18 protein-coding genes, 1 tRNA gene and 1 other RNA gene are annotated in these 20,959 nt (G+C 59.6%); 13 read left to right on the plus strand and 7 right to left on the minus strand.

What is annotated here, in order from left to right:
* Positions 1-46: 46 nt before the first annotated feature.
* Both FB472_RS13685 and FB472_RS13690 read left to right on the plus strand, forming a co-directional pair.
* The gene (locus tag FB472_RS13685) at positions 47-976 is read left to right on the plus strand and encodes a glutaminase (protein WP_141991349.1); all 930 of its coding nucleotides are present in this window, start codon (positions 47-49) and stop codon (positions 974-976) included.
* A gap of 14 nt (positions 977-990) precedes the next feature.
* On the plus strand, positions 991-1,194 hold the full coding sequence (locus tag FB472_RS13690; protein ID WP_141991350.1) for a hypothetical protein: 204 nt from the start codon (positions 991-993) through the stop codon (positions 1,192-1,194).
* 74 nt (positions 1,195-1,268) lie between these two features.
* Here the strand turns inward: FB472_RS13690 and FB472_RS13695 are convergent, their stop codons facing one another.
* A complete protein-coding gene (locus tag FB472_RS13695; protein ID WP_141991351.1) occupies positions 1,269-2,723 on the minus strand; it encodes a phytoene desaturase family protein in 1,455 nt (484 codons plus the stop codon).
* Positions 2,724-2,920: 197 nt separating this feature from the next.
* Here FB472_RS13695 and FB472_RS13700 point away from each other — a divergent pair, with 197 nt between their 5' ends.
* The 3 genes from FB472_RS13700 (at position 2,921) to FB472_RS13705 (ending at position 4,559) form a co-directional block, all read left to right on the plus strand.
* The gene (locus FB472_RS13700) at positions 2,921-3,424 is read left to right on the plus strand and encodes a DUF3145 domain-containing protein (RefSeq protein ID WP_141991352.1); all 504 of its coding nucleotides are present in this window, start codon (positions 2,921-2,923) and stop codon (positions 3,422-3,424) included.
* Positions 3,421-3,582, plus strand: coding sequence for a hypothetical protein (locus FB472_RS14110; RefSeq protein WP_170192103.1), 162 nt, complete (start codon positions 3,421-3,423; stop codon positions 3,580-3,582). The genes FB472_RS13700 and FB472_RS14110 overlap by 4 nt, the downstream gene beginning before the upstream one ends.
* 239 nt (positions 3,583-3,821) lie before the next feature.
* Positions 3,822-4,559: an SDR family oxidoreductase gene (locus FB472_RS13705; protein ID WP_141991353.1), complete on the plus strand. Its 738-nt coding sequence runs from the start codon at positions 3,822-3,824 to the stop codon at positions 4,557-4,559.
* Between the two features lie 138 nt (positions 4,560-4,697).
* Here FB472_RS13705 and FB472_RS13710 read toward each other — a convergent pair whose 3' ends face one another.
* The 6 genes from FB472_RS13710 to aceE all read right to left on the minus strand — a co-directional run bounded on the left by FB472_RS13710 (position 4,698) and on the right by aceE (position 12,310).
* Positions 4,698-5,933 (minus strand): beta-ketoacyl-[acyl-carrier-protein] synthase family protein, encoded by a 1,236-nt coding sequence (locus tag FB472_RS13710; RefSeq protein ID WP_141991354.1) that lies wholly within the window; start codon positions 5,931-5,933, stop codon positions 4,698-4,700.
* Between the two features lie 117 nt (positions 5,934-6,050).
* Complete coding sequence (locus FB472_RS13715; RefSeq protein ID WP_021809756.1) at positions 6,051-6,299, minus strand: acyl carrier protein; 249 nt, start codon at positions 6,297-6,299, stop codon at positions 6,051-6,053.
* A 67-nt stretch (positions 6,300-6,366) separates the two neighbouring features.
* Positions 6,367-7,371, minus strand: a complete 1,005-nt coding sequence (locus FB472_RS13720; RefSeq protein WP_141991355.1) for a beta-ketoacyl-ACP synthase III — start codon at positions 7,369-7,371, stop codon at positions 6,367-6,369.
* Positions 7,368-8,288 carry an ACP S-malonyltransferase gene (locus FB472_RS13725; RefSeq protein WP_141991356.1) on the minus strand — a complete coding sequence of 307 codons (921 nt, stop codon included), beginning with the start codon at positions 8,286-8,288 and terminating at the stop codon, positions 7,368-7,370. The genes FB472_RS13720 and FB472_RS13725 overlap by 4 nt, the downstream gene beginning before the upstream one ends.
* A gap of 96 nt (positions 8,289-8,384) precedes the next feature.
* Positions 8,385-9,533: a PucR family transcriptional regulator gene (locus FB472_RS13730; RefSeq protein ID WP_246078245.1), complete on the minus strand. Its 1,149-nt coding sequence runs from the start codon at positions 9,531-9,533 to the stop codon at positions 8,385-8,387.
* Between the two features lie 50 nt (positions 9,534-9,583).
* A complete protein-coding gene (aceE, locus tag FB472_RS13735; protein WP_141991358.1) occupies positions 9,584-12,310 on the minus strand; it encodes a pyruvate dehydrogenase (acetyl-transferring), homodimeric type in 2,727 nt (908 codons plus the stop codon).
* A 178-nt stretch (positions 12,311-12,488) separates the two neighbouring features.
* Here aceE and FB472_RS13740 point away from each other — a divergent pair, with 178 nt between their 5' ends.
* From FB472_RS13740 to rnpB, 8 genes are all read left to right on the plus strand, one after another.
* On the plus strand, positions 12,489-12,965 hold the full coding sequence (locus tag FB472_RS13740) for a redoxin domain-containing protein (RefSeq protein WP_141991359.1): 477 nt from the start codon (positions 12,489-12,491) through the stop codon (positions 12,963-12,965).
* A 74-nt stretch (positions 12,966-13,039) separates the two neighbouring features.
* A tRNA-Val gene (locus FB472_RS13745) sits at positions 13,040-13,115 on the plus strand.
* Positions 13,116-13,159: 44 nt separating this feature from the next.
* Positions 13,160-13,813: an LON peptidase substrate-binding domain-containing protein gene (locus FB472_RS13750; protein WP_141991360.1), complete on the plus strand. Its 654-nt coding sequence runs from the start codon at positions 13,160-13,162 to the stop codon at positions 13,811-13,813.
* A gap of 99 nt (positions 13,814-13,912) precedes the next feature.
* Positions 13,913-14,830 (plus strand): DMT family transporter, encoded by a 918-nt coding sequence (locus FB472_RS13755; RefSeq protein ID WP_170192104.1) that lies wholly within the window; start codon positions 13,913-13,915, stop codon positions 14,828-14,830.
* Positions 14,831-14,839: 9 nt separating this feature from the next.
* Entirely contained in the window at positions 14,840-18,886 is a 4,047-nt protein-coding gene (locus FB472_RS13760) for a purine-cytosine permease family protein (RefSeq protein ID WP_141991362.1), read from the plus strand.
* A gap of 9 nt (positions 18,887-18,895) precedes the next feature.
* Positions 18,896-19,714 carry a Nif3-like dinuclear metal center hexameric protein gene (locus tag FB472_RS13765; protein ID WP_141991363.1) on the plus strand — a complete coding sequence of 273 codons (819 nt, stop codon included), beginning with the start codon at positions 18,896-18,898 and terminating at the stop codon, positions 19,712-19,714.
* A 30-nt stretch (positions 19,715-19,744) separates the two neighbouring features.
* Complete coding sequence (locus tag FB472_RS13770; protein ID WP_141991364.1) at positions 19,745-20,485, plus strand: zinc ribbon domain-containing protein; 741 nt, start codon at positions 19,745-19,747, stop codon at positions 20,483-20,485.
* Positions 20,486-20,560: 75 nt separating this feature from the next.
* Positions 20,561-20,932, plus strand: an RNA gene (gene rnpB, locus FB472_RS13775) — RNase P RNA component class A.
* The last annotated feature ends 27 nt before the right edge of the window (positions 20,933-20,959 follow it).

Raw genomic sequence — 20,959 nt, forward strand, 5'->3', positions numbered from 1 at the left:
GTCACTCCAGGGCACGCCGCCGCATCACACAACCAGGGAGAGGGTCATGGACGTAGAACAAATTCTTGAAGACACTTACCGGGCGGTGCGGCCGCTCATCGGTTCGGGCGCGGTTGCTGAGTACATCCCCCGACTTGCCGCAGTGAATCCGGATCAGTTTGGGATGGCTGTGGTGATGAACGACGGCAGAGAGTTTCAGGTCGGCGACAGTTTGGTTCCGTTCTCTGTTCAGAGTATGTCCAAGGTGCTGTCTCTGGTGCTGGTACTTGCCGACCATGGTGAGGACATTTGGCGGCGGGTCGGGCGCGAACCGTCCGGTGCTGCATTTAACTCGCTCACCCAGCTCGAATATTCACGGGGGATCCCCCGCAATCCCTTCGTGAATGCGGGTGCCCTAGTGGTCACTGATCAGCTGCTCACCACCAAGCGGCAAATGTCAGACTTCCCGGTCGAGCAAAACCCGATTCTCGACTTTGTCCGGCAGGAATCGGGCAACCCAGCAATTGGCTTAGATTCTCTCGTTGCGCGTTCTGAGGCTGAGCATTCTGATCGAAATGCTGCGATTGCGCACCTACTGTCGAGCTTTGGCAACCTGCAGAACCCGGTTGATGAAGTACTTGAGCAGTATTTCGAGCAGTGTGCGATCTCGATGAATTGTCGGGATGTTGCGGTAGCGGTTTCGTTCCTGGCTCGCGGTGGTATCCGCCACGACGGAACACAATTACTCAGCCTGAGTGAGGTAAAACGCGTGAACTCTGTGATGCTCACCTCGGGTTTTTATGATGCGGCGGGAGAGTTCGCCTACCGCGTTGGACTGCCAGGCAAGAGTGGCGTCGGTGGCGGAATTTTGGCGATCGTTCCAGGCCACTGCTCCATTTGTGTGTGGGCTCCCGGCCTCAACGCATCGGGAAACTCGTTAGTTGGAGTTGCGGCTCTCGACGAATTCACGACTCGCACTGGTTGGTCGATCTTCTGACAATACTCGTCTGTGTGAGTGACTCTCGAGCGTCGCAGTCAGCGGCACAACCAGTTCCCGAATCGATCAATGACCGCGAATTCCTTATGCTCCCGCTCTGTTTCGCGCACCGACCCCTCTCCGGTGCTGAAATAGTTCTCGGCACCGCGCAGAGCACGATTCAATGGAAGGACAACGGTGAGCTTGAATTCAGCGAGACCTTTAGAAAGACGCGGTAGCACACATCAGCGTCGGCGTCGAAGCTCAGTTGTGCCTCGCGTGGGGTTTCTACTTCGGCATGGGTAGAGCGAGGTCAGGCGCCGATCGCGAGGTCAGGGGTGTCTCTTATGCCGAACTCATGGCGCAGCGCTGAGCGCGCGGCATAAAAGCCGCACAAACCGTGTACTGCTGGGCCAGGAGGAGTCGACGACGACGCAAGATAAATTCCCTTCGTGGGAGTGCGCCAAGGATCTGTCGAGATAACAGGGCGCTTGATGAGTTGTGCGATAGTCACAGCGCCTGCAGAAAAGTCGCCCCCAATGTAGTTCGGGTTGTATTGCTCAAGGTCTGTCGCGGTCATGTGATGGGAATCGAGGATCAGGTCGCGGAAGCCCGGCGCGAAGCGCTCGATCTGCGCAACTATCGCCTCGGTCATGTCCACGGTTGAGCCGTTGGGAACGTGTGCGTAGGCCCACAGCACGTGCTGACCGTGGGGCGCCCGGCTCGGGTCGACGGTCGTCGGTTGCGACACAAGCACATACGGTGACTCGGGGTGGATTCTGTTCGCAACCTGCGCTTCGGAATGGGCGATCTCTTCGCGTGACCCACCGAGATGGATGGTACCTGCGCTGCGCACATCAGGATTGGTCCACGGAACGGGGCCGGAGAGCGCGAAGTCGATCTTCGCAGCTGCGTTTCCGTATCGAAAACGACGCAACGCCCTGCGGTAGCGTGTCGGGAGGTGATCGCCGGCGATGCGATCGAGGGCGCGGGCTGAGACATCCAGCAACACCGCTTTCGACGACGGCAACTGGCCAAGCGAGTGCACTTCGGTGCCGGTGGTGATCGTGCCGCCATGGGCGCGCAGGTCGTCGGCCATCGCCTCAATGATGCCTTGGCTGCCTCCGACCGGAATCGCCCACCCGCGCGCATGCGCCTGTGCCCCCAGTATTAGCCCTGCGCCGGCCGTCGAAAGGCGCGGCATCTCTCCGACCGAGTGCGCGTTAAGCCCTGCGAGCATTGCGGGGGCACTACGTTCCCGAAAACGTAGGTTCCAGGCTGGGGAACCCTGTTCGAGAACGCGCACCCCGAAGGCGGCTGCGGCGATCGGATCGCGCGGAATTCGAAGTAGTTGGTTGCTTGTGAAGTCGGTAACAGCATCGATGCGGTCGACGAGAGGTTTCATCAGGCGGCGCCAGGCCGCACCATCGCGTCCAAGTGCGTCGGCCGTGCGGTTGAGGTCTCGGTAAGCGATTCCCGCCTCGCCGTTATCGAGTGGGTGCGCATAGGAGATTTCCGGGACGATGAACTCGAGTCTGCTGGTGAGCTGAAACTCTTGAAAGAAAGCAGACGCAAGTGCCATCGGATGAACGGCCGAGCAGATGTCATGCCGGAAACCAGCAAGGGTGAGCTCTGCAGTGCGCGCGCCCCCTCCGATCGTGTCATTGCGTTCGATGACCTGCACAGACAACCCGGCCCGTGCCATCGTGACTCCGGCCGCAAGCGCGTTTGGTCCAGACCCAACGATGACAACATCCGTATCCGACACGTCGAGCCTTCCTGTTTGACCGCAGTGCACGCTTTTCGACACGAGTGCACAAATATGATCGTGTGCTTGTATTTTCGCAGACTCTTCAGCGATAATGACCTCAGGCGCTCAGTCGCACAATTTAATAACTTCAGTGTTGTCACAGGCACCGTTCATGGGTCGATGGGGAAGTCGCACCCAAACGGAACGGAGATATCGTGACTGCACCCAACGCTCGCGGAGTGCTCTATGTGCACTCTGCGCCTCGCGCGCTCTGCCCACACATCGAGTGGGCAGCTGGTCGCGCCCTCGAACGTGCCGTGAACTTCTCGTGGGACGATCAACCGGTCCTCAAAGGTTCTCAGCGGGCTGAATTCTATTGGGAGGGCCCGCAGGGTTCCGGTGCACAGCTCGCCTCATCGCTCCGCGGGTGGGAGCATCTCCGATTCGAAGTAACAGAAGACCCGAGTGCGGGCAGCGATGGAGGTCGTTGGATGCACACCCCCGACCTCGGAATCTTTTTTGCGCAGACTGACACGGTCGGCAATATGGTGATCCCCGAGGATCGTGTTCGCTATGCCATGGAGCTTGCGGGATCTGACGCATTCGAACTCCACCGCGAACTGCGATTAGCTCTAGGCCAGGCGTGGGACGACGAACTTGAGTCGTTCCGTCATGCCGGCCAAGACTCGGCCGTTGTGTGGCTACACAAGGTGGGATGACCGTGATTTCAGCCGATACCTGCATTCCGCGCTCCACAGTCGATACCCACATTCCGCTCCTCGAGTGGGAGGACTGGATCGATGTTGTCCTTGACCCCCTGGGCTCGAACTTCGATGGCGAGTGCACTCAACACGACGGATGCCGTTCGATCCTCTAGACGGCTACGGATCTTTCGACGGATGGTGACCTCTCGACGGTTACTGACACTGTTTCGAGCTCAAAGTCCCTGCTCGGCGCTCCTGCCCGAGAGCGCTCTGCGCTGCTAGTTGCCTCCGAGCCTCTTTTGCCGGTCGCATTCAGGGAACTCCCGGCGTAGCGTGGAGTTGTGGCGGGAAGCGTTCGGTTTTTCGGACTTTTCCTTCCCGCCAAAACTGTCTCAGAATCGGAAGGAACACAATGTCTAGATTTGACGGAAAAGTAGTTCTTATCAGTGGCGGAGCCCGCGGTATGGGAGAAACACACTGCCGCGGAATCGTTGCCGAGGGTGGCAAGGTCGTTATTTCTGACGTTCTTGACACCGAAGGTCAGGCTCTTGCCGACGAACTCGGTGACAACGCCGTCTACACTCACCTTGATGTCACGAAAGAGGATGACTGGAATAGCGCAGTGAAGCTCGCCGTCGACACGTTCGGTGGCCTCAACGTGCTCATCAATAACGCGGGAATCGTCAACTTTGGCACGCTCGACAGCTACACCGAAAAAGACTGGTCGCTTATTATCGGCATCAACCTCACTGGTGCATTCCTCGGTATCAAGGCCGCGGCTCCGGAGCTCGTTAAGAACGAGACTTCGTCGATCGTGAATATCTCATCTACCGCAGGTATGCAGGGCTATGCCGCCCTACACGGCTACACCGCCTCGAAGTTTGGTCTCCGCGGGATCACTAAGTCGGTCGCGATGGAGCTGGGCTCACAGGGTGTCCGGGTGAACTCAGTGCACCCCGGTGGCATCCGCACCCCAATGACCGACGGACTGGGCCTTGACAGTCCAGGAACGCCAATCAATCGGATAGGTGAGCCGGAAGAAGTCACCAAAATGGTGCTGTTCCTTGCCAGTGACGACGCAAGCTTCTCTACGGGTTCAGAATTCATCATTGATGGAGGGACCTTGGCAGGCGAAGGCGCAGTTGGCTAGCCGGTGACTCTCTAACGTGTGCGCTACACGCACGCGGCGAAGCATTGCCCGCCCGATCATTGATCGTGGCGGCCAATGTTTTGTTAAAGCTGCGGCAGCCAATTGCTGAATACGCGCAACCTTCGGAGGATGCTGTGGTTAAACCGAGCGGAATGCGGCGACAGCGTTGTGTCCGCCGAAGCCGAAAGAGTTGCTAATTGCCAGCTGAGGGCCAGAGCCAAGATCACGAGGCGACGTGACGACATCCAAAGGTATGGCTGGGTCTTGTTCGGTGAGGTTAATCGTGGGTGGAGCGGTGCGGTGGTGGAGCGCCAGCACCGTGAAGATTGCCTCAAGTGCCCCTGTGCCGCCCAAGAGGTGGCCTGTAGCCGCCTTAGTTGCAGAGACGGGAATGTTGGGCAGGTGATCACCAAAAATGCGAAGGAGAGCCTTGTATTCGGCGATGTCGCCGACAGGCGTGCTCGTGGCATGGGCGTTGATGTGGGTCACCTGGTCGGTCGTTGCTCCTGCGACCTCCAGAGCATCACGAACAGCGCGAGCGGCAGCGGTCCCCTCCGGGTCGGGTGCCGTGATGTGGAACGAGTCACTCGTGACGGCTCCACCAGCCAGCTCTGCGTAGATTTTGGCGCCACGCGCAAGTGCGTGCTCTTCCGTTTCGAGCACGAGTGTTGCCGCACCCTCGCCGAGAACGAAACCGTCACGAGAGATATCATAGGGGCGCGACGCGGCCGCAGGGTCGTCATTACGCTTCGATAACGCCTGCATTGAGGCGAACGCGGCGATCGGCAGCGGATGCACGACGGCTTCAGTACCACCGGCGATCACGACATCGGCAAGTCCGGCTTGAAGGTGGGCGTAAGCATTGGCAATCGCCTCGGTGCTCGACGCGCAGGCAGAAACATCGGTACGAGCGAAAGCACGGGAGGGGATCGCCATACTGATCGCAGCACCAGCAGCATTGGGCATCAGCATCGGAATCGTCATCGGCAAAACTCGCCGCGGGCCTTTTTCGCGCAGGGTGTCCCACGCGTCAAGAAGTGTCCACAGCCCACCGATTCCGGTGGAGTAATCGACACCGATTCGAACAGGATCAACATCGGGTGCACCAGCATCTGCCCAGGCTTCGCGAGCCGAGATGAGTGCAAACTGGCTTGAAGGGTCGAGTCGCTTGTATTCAATGCGTTCGAGAACCTCTTCTGGGCGAACCTTCGCCTGTGCCGCGAAGGTCACGGGAAGAGAATGCTCGGCAACCCAATCGTGTTCAAGAGTCTTAGCGCCAGATTCACCGGCAAGGAGAGCCTTCCACGACTCTGTCGCGGTCCCACCCAGCGGCGTTGTGGCACCAATCCCAGTTACTACGATCTTTTTGGTCATGTCACATTCCTTCGAATCTACGGCTCAGGCGGCAAACACAGAGCCGCTCGTGCACGGGGCAGCGCGGAGGCCAATCGTCTAGAGTTGCGACGATTGGCCGCCCGCGGATAGCTCGAACTAGCCCTGAGCGCTCGTGATGAAGCTCACAGCATCGCCGACGGTCTTGAGATTCTTTACCTCTTCGTCGGGGATCTTCACGTCGAACTTCTCTTCAGCGTTAACAACAATCGTCATCATCGAAATCGAGTCGATGTCGAGGTCATCGGTGAACGACTTGTCCATCTCGACAGTGTCGGTCGCAATGCCCGTCTCGTCGTTGATGAGCTCAGCCAGTCCGGCCATGACTTCTTCGGTGGACAGTGCCATTTTTTTCTCCTTGGGATGTAAATTGACCGTTGCCAGTGTAGGCCAGTGGTCGCGGTTCACGGTGTTACTAGGGCAGAACGATTACCTGCGCGCCGAAAACAAGTCCGGCGCCAAAGCCGATCTGCAACGCTAAACCACCGCTGAGCTCGGGATGTTCTTTCAGTAAACGATGAGTAGCCAAAGGAATCGATGCCGCCGATGTGTTACCGGTGTCAGCGATATCGCGAGCAATTACGACCGATTCGGGAAGCTTCAACTGCTTCGCAAACTCGTCAATGATGCGCATGTTGGCTTGATGGGGGATGAAGGCGGCAAGATCTTCGGCGGTGACGCCAGCAACATCCAGAGCTTCTTTTGCGACCTTGGCCATGTCCCAGACAGCCCAGCGGAAAACAGCTTGACCCTCTTGTCGGAGTGTCGGCCAAGCAGCATCGCCGGCCCGATAGTCAAGGAGCGTGGAGTTCATGCCGACGGCAGCGGCGCGCGAGCCATCCGACCCCCACACGGGAGCAGAAATGCCGGGGGTGTCACTCGGCCCGATCACGACCGCGCCTGCACCGTCGCCGAGCAGGAACGATATTGAACGATCTGTCGGGTCGACCACATCCGAAAGCTTTTCAGCGCCGATGACCAAGGCAAAGGTGGCTGCACCCGCGCGAACAAGTGCATCCGCCTGAGTGACGGCATAGCTGAAGCCCGCGCACGCAGCATTCATGTCGTAGGCCGCCGCCGGGTTTGCGCCGACCCGATCCGCTACCACCGCGGCAATAGAGGGAGACTGCTGCACGTTGCTGATGGTCGCGACAATCACGACGCCAATCTCAGCAGGGTCGACACCCGATTTCTCGATTGCCTCACGCGCGGCATCGGTAGCCAGATCGACCGCAAGGATGCCGGGCGAAGCCCGATGACGAGTGATCATGCCGGTGCGCTGCTGAATCCACTCATCGCTCGAGTCGATCGCCGCAACGAGTTGATTGTTGTCAATAATGAGGTCACCGCGTGCGGCCCCATAGCTGTAGATCTTGGTGAACTGCGACCCGGTCGACTGGGTGAGGGTGGGAGCGGTCATGCGTTGGCCTCCATCAGGTCAAATGCTGCGGGTAAGTCATCGGGTGTCTTGACCGCAACGGCTGGGATGCCTCGGAGTCCACGCTTTGCGAGACCAACTAAAGCTCCTGCTGGGGCAAGCTCAATAATTCCGGTGACACCGGCGTCCGCTAACGATCCCATGGTGAGATCCCAGCGCACCGGTGACGAAACCTGACCAACCATGAGGTCGACATAGTGTTCTCCACTGGCGATGAGCGAGCCATCGCGGTTCGTGTAAATCGGCAGTGTCGGATCGTTTTTCTGAAGCGCCGCGGCAACCGACTCGAGGTGAGCTACAGCAGGCTGCATGTACCGGGTGTGGAACGCACCAGCAACCTGAAGGGGCACAATGCGGGTTCCCTTGAGGGGATCTTTGGCCAGCTTGGCGAGAGCATCGAGTGCGCCGGCCACAACAATCTGGCCGCCACCATTAAAGTTTGCGGGCTGCAATCCGAGCTCAGCGAGTCGCTCAAGCAGCGCTGTTTCGTCGCCGCCGATCACGGCAGACATCCCCGTAGCCTCAAGATCGGCCGCTGCAGCCATGGATGTGCCCCGCTCGACCACGAAGCGAATTGCGTCATCCTCCGAAAGGATGCTTGCCGCCGCCGCTGCGGTAATCTCACCGACGGAGTGTCCAGCGACGGCACCGATATGTCCGCGGCGTCCATCGGCCAGCAGTGCGGTGAGAGTGAGAAGCCCAGCCGCCACGATGAGTGGCTGAGCGACCGCTGTGTCGCGGATCGTGTCCGCGTCTGACGTTGTGCCGTGGGCGACAAGGTCAATCCCCGCAACCTCAGAGATCGCAGCGAGCCGATCACGCAGCGAGGGGTCGTCGAGCCACGGTGCAAGAAAGCCGGGGGTCTGGGAGCCCTGACCAGGCGCTACTACAACAATCACTTAGCTAGTCTGCCAATCTTTTCTCGAAACCGCTTGGATGACCCCACTAAACCGCCGCGGGATCGTTGTGAGTATCCGCCAAAAAATTGGATGATGCTACTTCGAACGCCCCGATTCGGGATCTGAAATCGACCCCACAATGAGTGCTGCCTGCAAGATCAACGCCTCGCGAGCACCGGTCGCATCCCAGCCGATTACTTCGCTGACACGTTTGAGGCGGTATCGCACCGTGTTGGGGTGCACGAAAAGCTCGCGAGCGGTGGCCTCAAGGGAGCGGCCGTTGTCGAGATAGCACCACAGGGTGGTGAGCAAGTCGGTTGAGTGCGCCTGCAAGGGCTTATAGATCTTGTTGATGAGCGTTGAGCGGGCCAGCGGATCACCCGCGAACGCGCGCTCGGGCAACAAGTCATTGGCCAGCGTCGGTCGCGGGGCATTCCGCCACGACCGCGCAACAGCGAACCCAGCGAGAGCTGCTTTTGCACTCTTTGATGCCTCCACGAGACTGGCAACTTCGGGACCTAAAACCAGTTGCCCGCTGCCGAATCCTGGCTCAAGCTGTTCAGCGATGGTGATGAATGGCAGGGGCTCGGTGCCCTCCGCTTTTTCTGAGCGGGGTGCCGCGCGACCAATCACCAAAACAAGACGGCTGCCCTGCACGCCAATCAGCACATCGGCGTCGAGATGCCGGGCTGTACGGCGCAGTTGGTCAACATCGAGCATGCGCGGCGCAGTGCCCACCAAGACGCAGACCTCGCCATGACCGTTCCACCCCAGCGCGGCTATGCGACTGGGCAGTTCGTTATCGTACTCGCCACTGAGAATGGAGTCGACGACGAGAGCCTCAAGACGGGCATCCCACAGTCCGCGTGCTTCGGCAGCCCGCGCGTACACATCGGCCGAGGCGAAAGCAATTTCGCGCGAGTACAACAGAATTGCTTCCCGCAAGACATCGTCGTCGGCCTTGACGCGTGCTTCCACCACTTCTACCGTGATGCGGATCAGTTGTAGGGTCTGCTGAAGTGAGACAGACCGCAGCAGCTCCCGCGGAGCAGCCCCGAACACGTCCGCTGCAATCCACGGTGTTGTCGTGGGATCTTCAAACCAGCTGATGAAGCTGGTAATACCCGCCTGCGCCACCAGCCCGACAGCGGAACGCCGCCCCGGCGGCATTTCGCCATACCAGGGCAGCGTGTCCTCAAGCTGCTTCAGGGTCGCTGTGGCAAGTTCGCCCGAAATGACACGCAACCAGGCGAGCGTCTGTGCCTTGGTTTTCTGTACCGGGGGAATGGTTTCGCCTAGCTTTCGCCGCCGGCAGAGCCGGTCGTGCCCTCATTGACGTCATGAAGGCTGTACTTCTCAATTGCTTGAGCCGGAACAGCCGGGTCCATTTCGCCGCGCTTCACGAGCGACTCAAGGGTTCGAACGACCAGCGAGTGGCTGTCGATCTTGAAGAAGCGACGTGCCGCGGCTCGCGTGTCAGAGAAACCGAAGTCGTCAGCTCCGAGGGTCGCGAAGTCGCCGGGAACGAAAGCGCGAATTTGATCGGGGACCGCATGCATGAAGTCGGTCACCGCCACAAACGGCCCCTTGGCATTCGCAAGTTTCGTCGTCACGTAGGGAACGTGAGCTTCATCGTTGGGGTTCAGGAAGTTGTGTTCGTCGGCCGCGAGACCGTCGCGTCGCAACTCCGTCCACGAGGTAACCGACCAAACGTCGGCAGCGACACCCCAATCGGATGCCAGCAACTGCTGAGCTTCGAGGGCCCACGGAACCGCAACACCAGAGGCCATCAGCTGCGCCTTCGGGCCAGTAATGGTCGGCCCAGACAAATGGTAGATACCCCTCAGGGCACCATCAACATCAAAGTTCTCCGGTTCAGCGGGCTGTACTAGAGGCTCGTTGTACAGGGTCAGGTAGTACATGACGTTGGGATCTTCGTGCTTACCGCCGTACATCCGTTCGATACCCGCTCGCACAATGTGGCCGAGCTCGTAACCGTAGGCCGCGTCATAGCTAATAACAGCCGGATTCGTGGATGCCAGCAGCAACGAGTGTCCGTCGGCGTGCTGCAGCCCTTCACCCGTCAACGTGGTGCGCCCCGCCGTTGCGCCCATGACGAAGCCGCGCGCCATCTGGTCGCCGGCGGCCCACATCGCGTCACCGGTGCGCTGGAATCCGAACATGGAATAGAACACGTAGACCGGAATGAGCGGCTCGCTGTTGGTTGCATAGGAGGTACCGGCCGCAGTGAATGCCGCAAAGGCACCCGCTTCGTTGATGCCGACGTGAAGGATCTGCCCCTGCTCGCTCTCTTTGTAGGCCAGCAATTGTTCGCGGTCTACCGAGGTGTAATGCTGCCCGGCGGGGTTGTAAATTTTCGCACTCGGGAAGTAGGCGTCCATTCCAAAGGTGCGTGCCTCATCCGGAATGATGGGGACGATGCGGTTGCCGATGGACTTGTCGCGAAGCAGGTCTTTGAGAAGGCGGGCGAACGCCATCGTGGTGGCAATCTCTTGTTTGCCAGAACCCCTCTTGACGATGTCGTACGTTTTAGCTTCCGGAAGCTCGAACTGGGTGTACTTGGTGCGACGTTCGGGCACATAGCCGCCCAGCTCGCGGCGACGCTCCTGCATGTACTGAATAGCTTCGTCGTCTTCACCGGGGTGGTAGAACGGTGGCTGATACGGATCTGCGTCGAGGGCGGCATCCGTGATCGGGATGTGCATTTCGTCGCGGAACTTTTTCAGGTTGTCGAGGGTGAGCTTCTTCATCTGGTGGGTCGCGTTGCGTCCCTCGAAGCTGGGGCCAAGGCCGTAACCTTTAACCGTTTTGGCGAGGATGACCGTTGGCTGACCCTTGTGCTCGCTGGCGGCCTTAAATGCGGCGTAAACCTTGCGGTAATCGTGGCCACCGCGCTTGAGGTTCCAGACTTGATCGTCTGAAAGGTGGTCAACCATTTGGAGGGTGCGAGGGTCGCGGCCAAAGAAGTTTTCGCGAACGTAGGCGCCCGATTCTGCCTTATAGGTTTGGTAGTCGCCGTCGGGGGTGCGGTTCATGAGGTCGCGGAGAGCGCCCTCGTGATCGTTGGCAAGTAGGTCATCCCACTCACGGCCCCACACAACTTTGATGACGTTCCAGCCGGCGCCACGGAAGAAGCTTTCGAGTTCTTGAATGATCTTGCCGTTGCCACGAACCGGGCCATCAAGGCGCTGAAGGTTGCAATTGACAATAAAGTTGAGGTTGTCGAGCTTCTCATTGGCTGCCCACTGGAGGGCACCGCGGCTTTCGACCTCATCCATCTCACCATCGCCGAGAAAAGCCCAAACTTGCTTTTCTGAGACATCGCGGATGCCACGGTTGCTCAGGTACATATTGTTTTGTGCCTGATAAATCGCGTTGATAGGACCGAGGCCCATCGATACGGTGGGGAATTGCCAGAATTCGGGCATCAGACGCGGGTGAGGGTAGCTGGAGAGGCCATGGGGCGCCTGAGACTTTTCTTGGCGGAATCCCTTGAGCTGATCTTCGCTCAATCGACCTTCGAGATACGCGCGTGCATACATTCCGGGGGAGGCGTGCCCCTGGTAGAAGATTTGGTCTCCACCGGTTTCGTGGTCTGCGCCACGGAAGAAGTGGTTGTGTCCTACCTCGTAGAGGGCGGCGGATGATGCGTAGGTGGAGATGTGACCGCCGACACCAATCCCGGGGCGTTGTGCGCGGTGAACGGTGATCGCCGCGTTCCAGCGGATCCATGCGCGGTAGCGACGTTCAAGTTTTTCGTCGCCAGGGAAGTCGGGTTCGTCTTCTTTGGCGATCGTGTTGATGTAGTCCGTGGTGGGAACCATTGGTACACCGAGGTGCAAATCCTTCGAACGCTTCAGCAGGCTGAGCATAATCTCGCGGCCGCGCTGGGGGCCAAGAGCTGCTACGAGGGAGTCGAGCGATTCGTTCCACTCGGCTGTTTCTTCGGGGTCTTGATCGGTGTTGGTTACCGAGTATGGGTCCTGGTCGTTTACCGTCACCGTTTGACCTCTTTCGTGTAGAGAACAGAATGGCGCGAGTCGACTCACGACCGGGTTGCGGATGTGATGGGATCGACTACGCCCATCGATTCTAGTTGTCGGATGCGGCAAGATTCGAACCGAGACTCATTGCGCGCGAAACCACGGGCATGCGTCCCCACAGGAAAGGTCTACTGAGATGACTATTGCGGTTGGGGATCGAGCACCCCACTTTGAGCTAAAAAATCAGCATGGGCAGCGGGTGCAATTGGGTGCGCTGCTAGAGAAGGAACCGGTGATGCTTGTCTTTCTTCCTCTCGCCTTTTCGGTGACGTGCACGAGTGAGGTTGAGGCATTGCAGCGAGAGAGAAAGCGTTTCGTGGATGCCGGACTCACCGTCATCGTAGTTTCGGTCGACTCGACGGCGACTCTGCGAGCATGGGCGGATACCGGTGGATACGAGTTCTCTTTTCTCTCGGATTTTTGGCCACACGGTGCGGTGGCGCAGAGCTTCGGCGTGCTGCGCGAAGACAGAGGGTTCGCCTCGCGCACAAGTTTCCTGATCGATCGTTCGAGTGTGATCCGGTGCATCATTGAGGCTCCTCTCGACGGCGTTCGAGAGTTTGCCGCGTATGAGGACGCTATTTCGGTGATGGAAGTTGCCGAGTGGTCGTGAGTCAGGCAACGGTGTGAGCGGCGGGCAGAAAAACCTGTACCATTATCGAGCGCTGCTTCGCTTTGCGACGCTGCGGGCCTTTAGCTCAGCTGGTAGAGCGCCACGTTTACACCGTGGATGTCATCGGTTCGATCCCGGTAGGGCCCACCACCGCCTCACAGCGCTCTTCGGGGCACCATAGTTAGTCTTGGCAAATGACCTCGATGCCGATGTTCCCGCTGGGTTCTGTGCTGTTTCCTCATATGCCGCTGAGCCTTCGTATCTTCGAGGAGCGCTACATTGTGATGCTCTCGCAGGTGCTGCAGGATGAGCCCTCCGAGTTCGGTGTGGTGTTGATCGAGCGCGGCCAAGAAGTGGGCGGTGGTGAAATGCGCTTCTCCATCGGAACCGTCGCGACCATCACGCAGCTTGAGGCGGCCGAAGGTTTCGTCGGGGTGGTAGCCGTGGGTGAACGTCGAGTGGCAATCTCTGAGTGGCTCGACGAAGATCCTTTTCCGCAGGCAACGGTGCACGAGCTGCCTGACCTTGAGTGGGATGATGCGCTGCTGTCTCTTTGGGAGCAGGCAGAGAAGCTCGTACGGCGCACTCTCGCCCGGGCCAGCGAATTTTCCGAACTGAACTGGTCACCGGATACCGAACTCTCGAAGGAGGCGGTCGCTCGCGTCTGGCAGCTCGCCGCCATTGCCCCGCTTGGGCCCCTCGATCAAGTGTCATTGCTGAGTTCGACGACGATGAGCGAGCTCCTAGAGAGACTCATCGAGCACACGCTCGGTGTCGAGCTTTCTCTCTCATCGCCGTGGGCGACTGACGACATGGATGATGCTGGCGACGACCCTGAACCTCTATAGTCGCGCTCAGCCTTAGACGCTCTTGCGCGGCTTCTACGCCCCTTGGCTGTAACCCACACTTGCGCAAATACGCAGTGGGGACAGCGATATGCTGGCGGGGTGTCGACAAGCCCAAGCAGCAGGGTCGCACCCTTTGCGATCGTTGGGGCCGCCGCCTTGTGGGGCACCACAGGAACCGCGGCAAGCTTTTTTCCCGAGAACGTCAGCCCACTCGCTATCGGGGCGGTGACGATGGTTGGCGGCGGTATCCTGCTGTTCTTCGCCAGGTTTCATCAGTCGCGAGCGGCCCTCCGGGAACGCGCCCTGAGACCGTGGCTACTGCTGGGAGCAGTGGGGGTATTCGTGTACCCACTCGCGTTCTACAGTTCGATGGATCTCGCTGGCATCGCTGTGGGCAACGTTGTTTCCTTAGGCACTGGGCCGGTCTTCGCTGCTCTGCTCGAGCGAGTTATCGAGCGCAGACGACTGAGCATGCTCTGGAAAATTACCACTTCCTTAGCGCTCGCGGGAATTGTACTGCTCACGATCGGCGGCGGCAACGCTCGCAACGGTGGCGGTGGCGAATCATTAGTGGCTGGCGTAATGCTCGGATTGTTGGCCGGAGTCTCCTATGCGCTCTACACCTACTGTTCGACCAGGGTCATCCGCGCAGGCCACACTTCGGGCGCGACGATGGGTGCAATTTTCGGAGTCGGCGCGCTCGGCTTATTGCCCGTCCTTGCCATATTTGGTGGGCCGCTGGTGCAATCAGGGGTGAGCATCGGCACTGCCAGCTATTTGATCATCGGCCCGATGTTTATCGCCTATATTTTGTTCGGAATTGGACTGCGTGCTACCAGCAGCTCCACAGCCACGACCATTGCTCTTTTAGAACCGGTGGTCGCTACGCTGCTCGCCGTGATTATTGTTGGAGAACTGCTGGCACCGCTCTCGTGGGCGGGTCTTGCTCTCATATTTCTTGCGGTATCTGTGTTGAGTACGGCTCGTCATCCCCGTAATCAACAGCTCTCGACTTAGTATCTGTGCATGGCATTCCACGACGACGCTGACGACGCTGACGGCGCAAACGATGAAACGTCTTCAGAGCGTGAGTTCGAGCTTCCACTTCCTCGACCGGCATCATCGCCTTCTGGTTCTGCAGATTCCGCGGAAGAGACCGGCGAAACGGTACCTACCGATCTAAGCGAAGCACCGAGCGGCGCGGGTTTTGACCTGGATGCTGCACTCAACATGCCGAGTGCTTCTGCACCGCCACCACCGGCTGATTTGCCGCCACCGCCTGCCGACTTTCCACGGCCGCTCGCCGACCTGCCACCACCATCGCAGCCGTCGGACACCTTTGATTTTGTGCCCATCGATGCGGATGACGAATACCAGCGATCGGATGTCTCGGCCGACCGTGAGCTGGGAATACCCGCCTGGGCTATGGCGCCCGCACCTGATCCCAATCAAGCCGTACCCCAGATGGATGCGCCTGGCAGTGGCCCCGAAGATCAGACGGCTGCAGACTCTGACGAGGATGTAACCGAAGCCAGTGGCTTCACGCCCAAATCTGCCGGGTCAGCAATCGATGATCCCTACCAAATTCCCGTAGATTACACGACGCCAGATTTCTTCGCTTCCCGTATTTCCCGCCGCCCTCCGGCCGCTGAAGACCGCGTAGCCGACGCCTATGTTGACGATTCCGCCGATTCTGCCGATTCTGCCGATTCTGATGATTCTGACGATGAGACTGAGCAGCCCGTCCAGCCTGCCGATTCTGACGATTCTGACGATTCCGCCGATGCGCGGGAGCCCGCCACCACCAACGGTTTTTCGTTTGACTCCTTGTTCGCCACTGATACCCCCGTGCCGCGTCCGTCTGAAACAGAGCAATCTGCAGACACGTCTCCGTCGGACTCAGCGCCCTCGTTGCCATCGTTGGATGAGCCCAGCGAATCCAGTGCGCCGAGTGAATTTAGTGCCCCCAACGAATCCGATGAGCCCAGCGAATCGGCCGCGCTCAGTGAAGACTCGGCTGCTCCGACAGAGTCCTCAGCCGACGATGAGATTCCTATACCTCCGGTTCGACGTTCGATGGCCGACGAGGAACTGCTCACCTGGGCCGATGATCCTGAAAATCAATCGACGGGCACGCTGAGTCTGATCGAGGTTCTTGAGGCCCAGCTTCGACTCCGGGAGGAAGAAGCCCGCGAATACCGTGAATGGGAGACGACACTTCGGTCTAAGGCGGCTCCGCCCGGGGACCCCGTTGGTGACGGCAGCAATCCTAGGATCGTTGATGATGGGCCGGGCGACACCGCTGCCACAGCGCCTACCCCCACCCAACAGGCCTCGCCGGAGGGCCGCGCGGAGGCACCGGCAGCTTCGCCGGCACCGCTGCCGCCACCGCCCGCGGGTCAGCTGCCGGCCTGGGATGTGCCACCACCCAGTGAGTCGTGGGCTCCCAGCGACGATTTCTCGGATGAAATTCCTGTGGCCGCTCACGCAGTCCCCGCAGAACCGCCGCGCCTCACCGTTCCCGAACCAGATGCGGCTGGACCAGACGCGGATGAACCGGACGCGGCTGAACCGGACGCGGCTGAACCAGACGCGGCTGAAGCTGCGATCTCTGCCGCCGCAACCTCTGACGCTGGTAGCGCAGACGATGAGATCCCGGAACCGGTAAAGGTCGACGGCGATACGGTGGATGTCACTCCGCTGTGGGCCTCAGGCGCTGACTTACCGGTCGACCATAGTGTGAGTTCGCCAGAGTTGCCGGCTGATGAAGATGGAGACTACGACGAAATCTCATTCATGCCGCCGCCCTTGGTCGAGCCGACTGCCGGTCCAACTTCACCTCGCTCAAACCTTGACGAGATGATGTCCTTGGGTGACTTTGGGCTCAGCGCGCCCACGTCGGAAGCGACTGAAGCCAACTCATCAACGTCTACCAGCTCAGATTCGGCAGCGCCTGCCAGCGATTCCGCCACCCATTCCGATAGCGACTCTCATCGTGACTCTCCGTTCGCATTCGATCTCGGCTCGGCGACCACCTCCTACGAACCAACTGACGATGATCCGCAAGCAGAGGGCGCCGTTCTGCCCACAACGGCAAGTGCCGATACCGCACCGGTAGCAGCACCATTCAGCTTCACTTCCTCGGAGACACCGCGGTACATTCCGACCGCGCCACCGGGCTTTGACGACCTGCTCAAAAACGATGACCGTGACGACTCAGCGGAGCCAGCCGAAGTAGAGGAAGTCAATCCCCTTGAGGCGTTCATCTTTGAGCAAGAAGAGGATCGGGCCCAACCCCTCGACCCATTCTCTGAAGTGCAGACCGGCTCCATTCCGATCACTGAAGCAATTCTCGAAGCAGACTCGGATGACGCAGTCGATCCGAGCGATCGTCTGACCTTCTCCCCAGACCTCCTGTCCTCGCAACTGGCGCCCGACAGCAACCCCATCCCGTTTGCGGCAGGTGCTGGCGCGGCGGCACCCGTCGCAGCGGCACCGCTCGCAGCCCCACCCGTCGCCGCTGACGCATCGGCCGTACCCCCACCGATGCCGTCGTCGACTGCGCGCGTCAGCCAACAACCTCTGGGGCTTCATGATGCGGCGCCCACCGCGCAACGGGTATTTAGTCTCGAAGAGAGCGGCCTCGAACCCACCCCTGTCGATCATCGGATTGGTCATGCGGCACGCCTGTTCTGGCTGTGGTTTGCAGCAAACTCCTCAATTGTGAGCATCGGTCTCGGCGCTGTGGTCTTTTCTGTTGGCATGAGCTTGCGCCAGTCAGTCGTCGCCATTCTCGCTGGTGTCGCACTCTCGTTCATCCCGCTCGGCTTGACCACGCTTGCCGGCAAGCGAAGTGGGCAGCCCACGATGGTGATTTCGCGCTCCGCATTCGGGCTCGTTGGCAACATCATCCCCGCACTCGTTGCGCTGGTTGCTCGACTCTTCTGGGGCGCTGTGCTGTTGTGGGTGTTGGCGTCATCGGTGGCAATCATCCTCATCGGGTCCGATCTCAACGGTGGGCTTGGCGATCGTCAGCTTCTGCTCATTGCCCTTGCCACAGCGTTCCTTGTAACGCTTGTGATTGCTTTCGCTGGCTACCCACTCTTTGCCCGCATCCAACTCATCCTGAGCATCATTTCCGGTGTGCTCGTGGTTGGGCTTATTGCGTTCACCGCGCAGTACATCGATGTTGCTCAGGCGCTCACCACCCCTGACGGCTCATGGCTTCTGACCATCACGGGTGCAGTTCTTGTCTTCAGTTTCTTAGGGCTGGTGTGGGCGTACAGCGGTGCGGACATCGCTCGCTATCAGCGTCCCTCATCGAGCGGAGCGGCCTCGGCACTGCTGGCGAGCTTCGGTGCAACGGTGCCCGCGTTCGTATTAATCGCCTATGGCGCCCTGCTGGCGGCATCCGATTCCGCAATCGCGCGAGGATTTTTGGCGTCGCCTCTCGACACCCTGTTGCTGCTGTTGCCCGGGTGGTACCCCATCCTGCTGCTGCTGGCTGCCGCACTGAGCTTGCTCTCGGGCATCACGCTGAGCCTGTACTCGGGGGGATTCGCACTTCAGGCGGTGGGAGTTCGCCTTCCCCGCCAGTGGTCGATTGTGGTTGTCGGTGTGCTCTTGGGCGCGTTGGCTATCCTTTTCGCGTTCGGTGTCGATGGTGGCATCAACGAACTCTTCCGCGATGTCGCTACGACACTTGCGGTCCCCACCGCAGCATGGGCCGGAATCTTTGCAGCAGAAACCATGATCCGTAGCCGTCGACTCGACGGAGCAGCACTAACCGCCCGTGGCGGAATCTATGCGGATGTTCGGTGGGTCAACCTCAGCGCCTTCGTACTGATCTCGGCAATCGGGTTTGCGCTAACGACGGCAACAATCGGCTGGCTTTCTTGGCAGGGGTATGGTTTCGCGGCCCTGGGTATCAACCTCAGCTCTGAGTTGGCCGCCACCGACCTGGGCGTACTCGTGGCACTTGTTTTGGGAATACTCACCCCGATCGTTGCCGGTATTCCGGCGATCCGACGTCAAGAGGCTGGCAGCTCTGACCGCGCTGTCCGCCGCGCCTAGAATAAAGGCGTGTCTACTACTGTTTCTGATGTAATCGCAGCAAGCGAGAAACTGTGGCCAGCTTCGGGTGCCGAATCGTGGGATGCGGTGGGTCTGGTTGCCGGGGATACTGACGCTCCTGTCTCCCGAATTTCACTCGCAGTCGACGCTGTGCTTGAGACCGTGGACGAAGCAATCGATAACCGCGCCGACATGCTCATCACCCACCACCCACTGTTACTGCGCGGTGTTACGTCAATTGCGAGTGACCGCTACAAGGGTGCGGTCTTGACCAGGTTGGTGCGCGCAGAATGCGCTCTTTTGGCGGCCCATACCAACGCAGACGTCGTCGAGACCGGCACTTCGGGCCGATTCGCCGCGAAGCTGGGGCTCACGAACGTGGCCCCCATCGTTGTTGGCGAGACGCCCGAACGCGGGATCGGTCGTACAGGAATGCTGCCCGAGGCGATTTCGCTCGGCAGGCTGGCGCGCCTCATTGGTGAGCTTCTTCCGGCGACGGCCACCGGCATCCGTGTGGCGGGAGAGTATGACCAGCTTGTGCAGTCGGTGGCGCTGTGCGGGGGAGCGGGTGACGCCTACTTGACCGACCCGGCGGTTCTTGGCGCTGATGTGTACATCACGAGTGATCTGCGCCACCATCCCGCGTCTGAGGCGCGGGAGAACGCTCGCCTCGGGCGCGGTCCGGCGCTCATCGATGTTTCCCACTGGGCGAGTGAATGGTTGTGGCTTGATGCGGCGGCCGACGAACTGCGCGCACTGCTGCCAGACGTAACGATTACGGTGAGCGATTTGCGCACCGATCCTTGGGATTTTGCGGTTGTGCAGTAAGCGCACCGGTATACAGAAAGAAGTATCACTATGGCTTTGACCGCCACCCCCGCCGATCAGGCTTCACTACTAGACCTGCAAGCGTTTGACACGAAGATTTCGCAGCTTGAGCATCGCGCTAAGAAGCTCCCTCAGCATGGGGCCCTTACAGAACTGCAACAGCACCGCGAAAAACTTCAGCTGACAGTGCTGGAAGAGCGCGGAATCAAGGAAGATATCGAGCTTGAACTCAGTCGTGTCGATTCTGACGTGAAGGTTGTCGATGCGCGCATCGCTCGCGACACCGCGCGATTAGATTCAACATCGTCAGCCAAGGAAGCTGCAGCTTTTGAGCACGAGCTGGCCGCTCTCCGCACGCGCTTGAGCAATCTCGAAGACATTGAATTAGCGGTGATGGAGCGGCTAGAGACCCAGCAAAAGGTTGTAGACAACCTCATCGAGCAGAGCGGGAACCTGAGCACTCAAGCCTCAGAAGTTGAGGCGAGTCGCGATGAGGCCCTCCGCGAGATCGAAGCAGAACTTGGCACGGTGCGAACCGGACGCACGGCGCTTCAGGCCACTCTTCCTGAAGACCTTCTTGCCCTCTATGAGCGCCAGCGTGCGCGGTATGGCACGGGCGCGTCGCTGCTGCGCGGTGGCGTGTCGTTGTCATCCGGAGTCAAGTTGCTCGAAAATGAAATGCAAGAGATTCGAGCCGCCGCACCGGATACCGTGATCATGTGCGCCAGCAGTGAAGCAATTCTGGTGCGCACGGATGAGTCCGGTCTCTAGGTACTCAGTGCCGTCGATCGGCGCTTCCGCTCTGGTGCGCTGCTCGCCTCACTGACGCTAAGCTTGGCACCTGAATGGGTCGGCAAGACGGTCGCGTTATCCGTAAAGGATACCGAGGAACGTCCGGGCTCCAGAGAGCAGGATGGTGGGTAACACCCACCCGGGGCAACCCGCGAGAACAGTGCAACAGAAAGCAGACCGCCACAGATTTCGATCTGGGGTAAGGGTGAAACGGTGGTGTAAGAGACCACCAGCGTCTGGGGTGACTCAGTCGGCTAGGTAAACCTCGTCCGGAGCAAGATCAGACAGAAGACGCTAAGGCTGCTCGCCAAGTCTTCGGGTAGATCGCTAGAGGTGTGCGGCAACGTACATCGTAGATAGATGACCGTCCAGCACGTGGCTTCGGCCCCGTGTGAACAGAACCCGGCGTACTAGCCGGCCCATTCCCTCGACTTGCGTGTTGCCGGATGAGCC

Source organism: Rhodoglobus vestalii (assembly GCF_006788895.1).
Classification (GTDB): domain Bacteria; phylum Actinomycetota; class Actinomycetes; order Actinomycetales; family Microbacteriaceae; genus Rhodoglobus; species Rhodoglobus vestalii.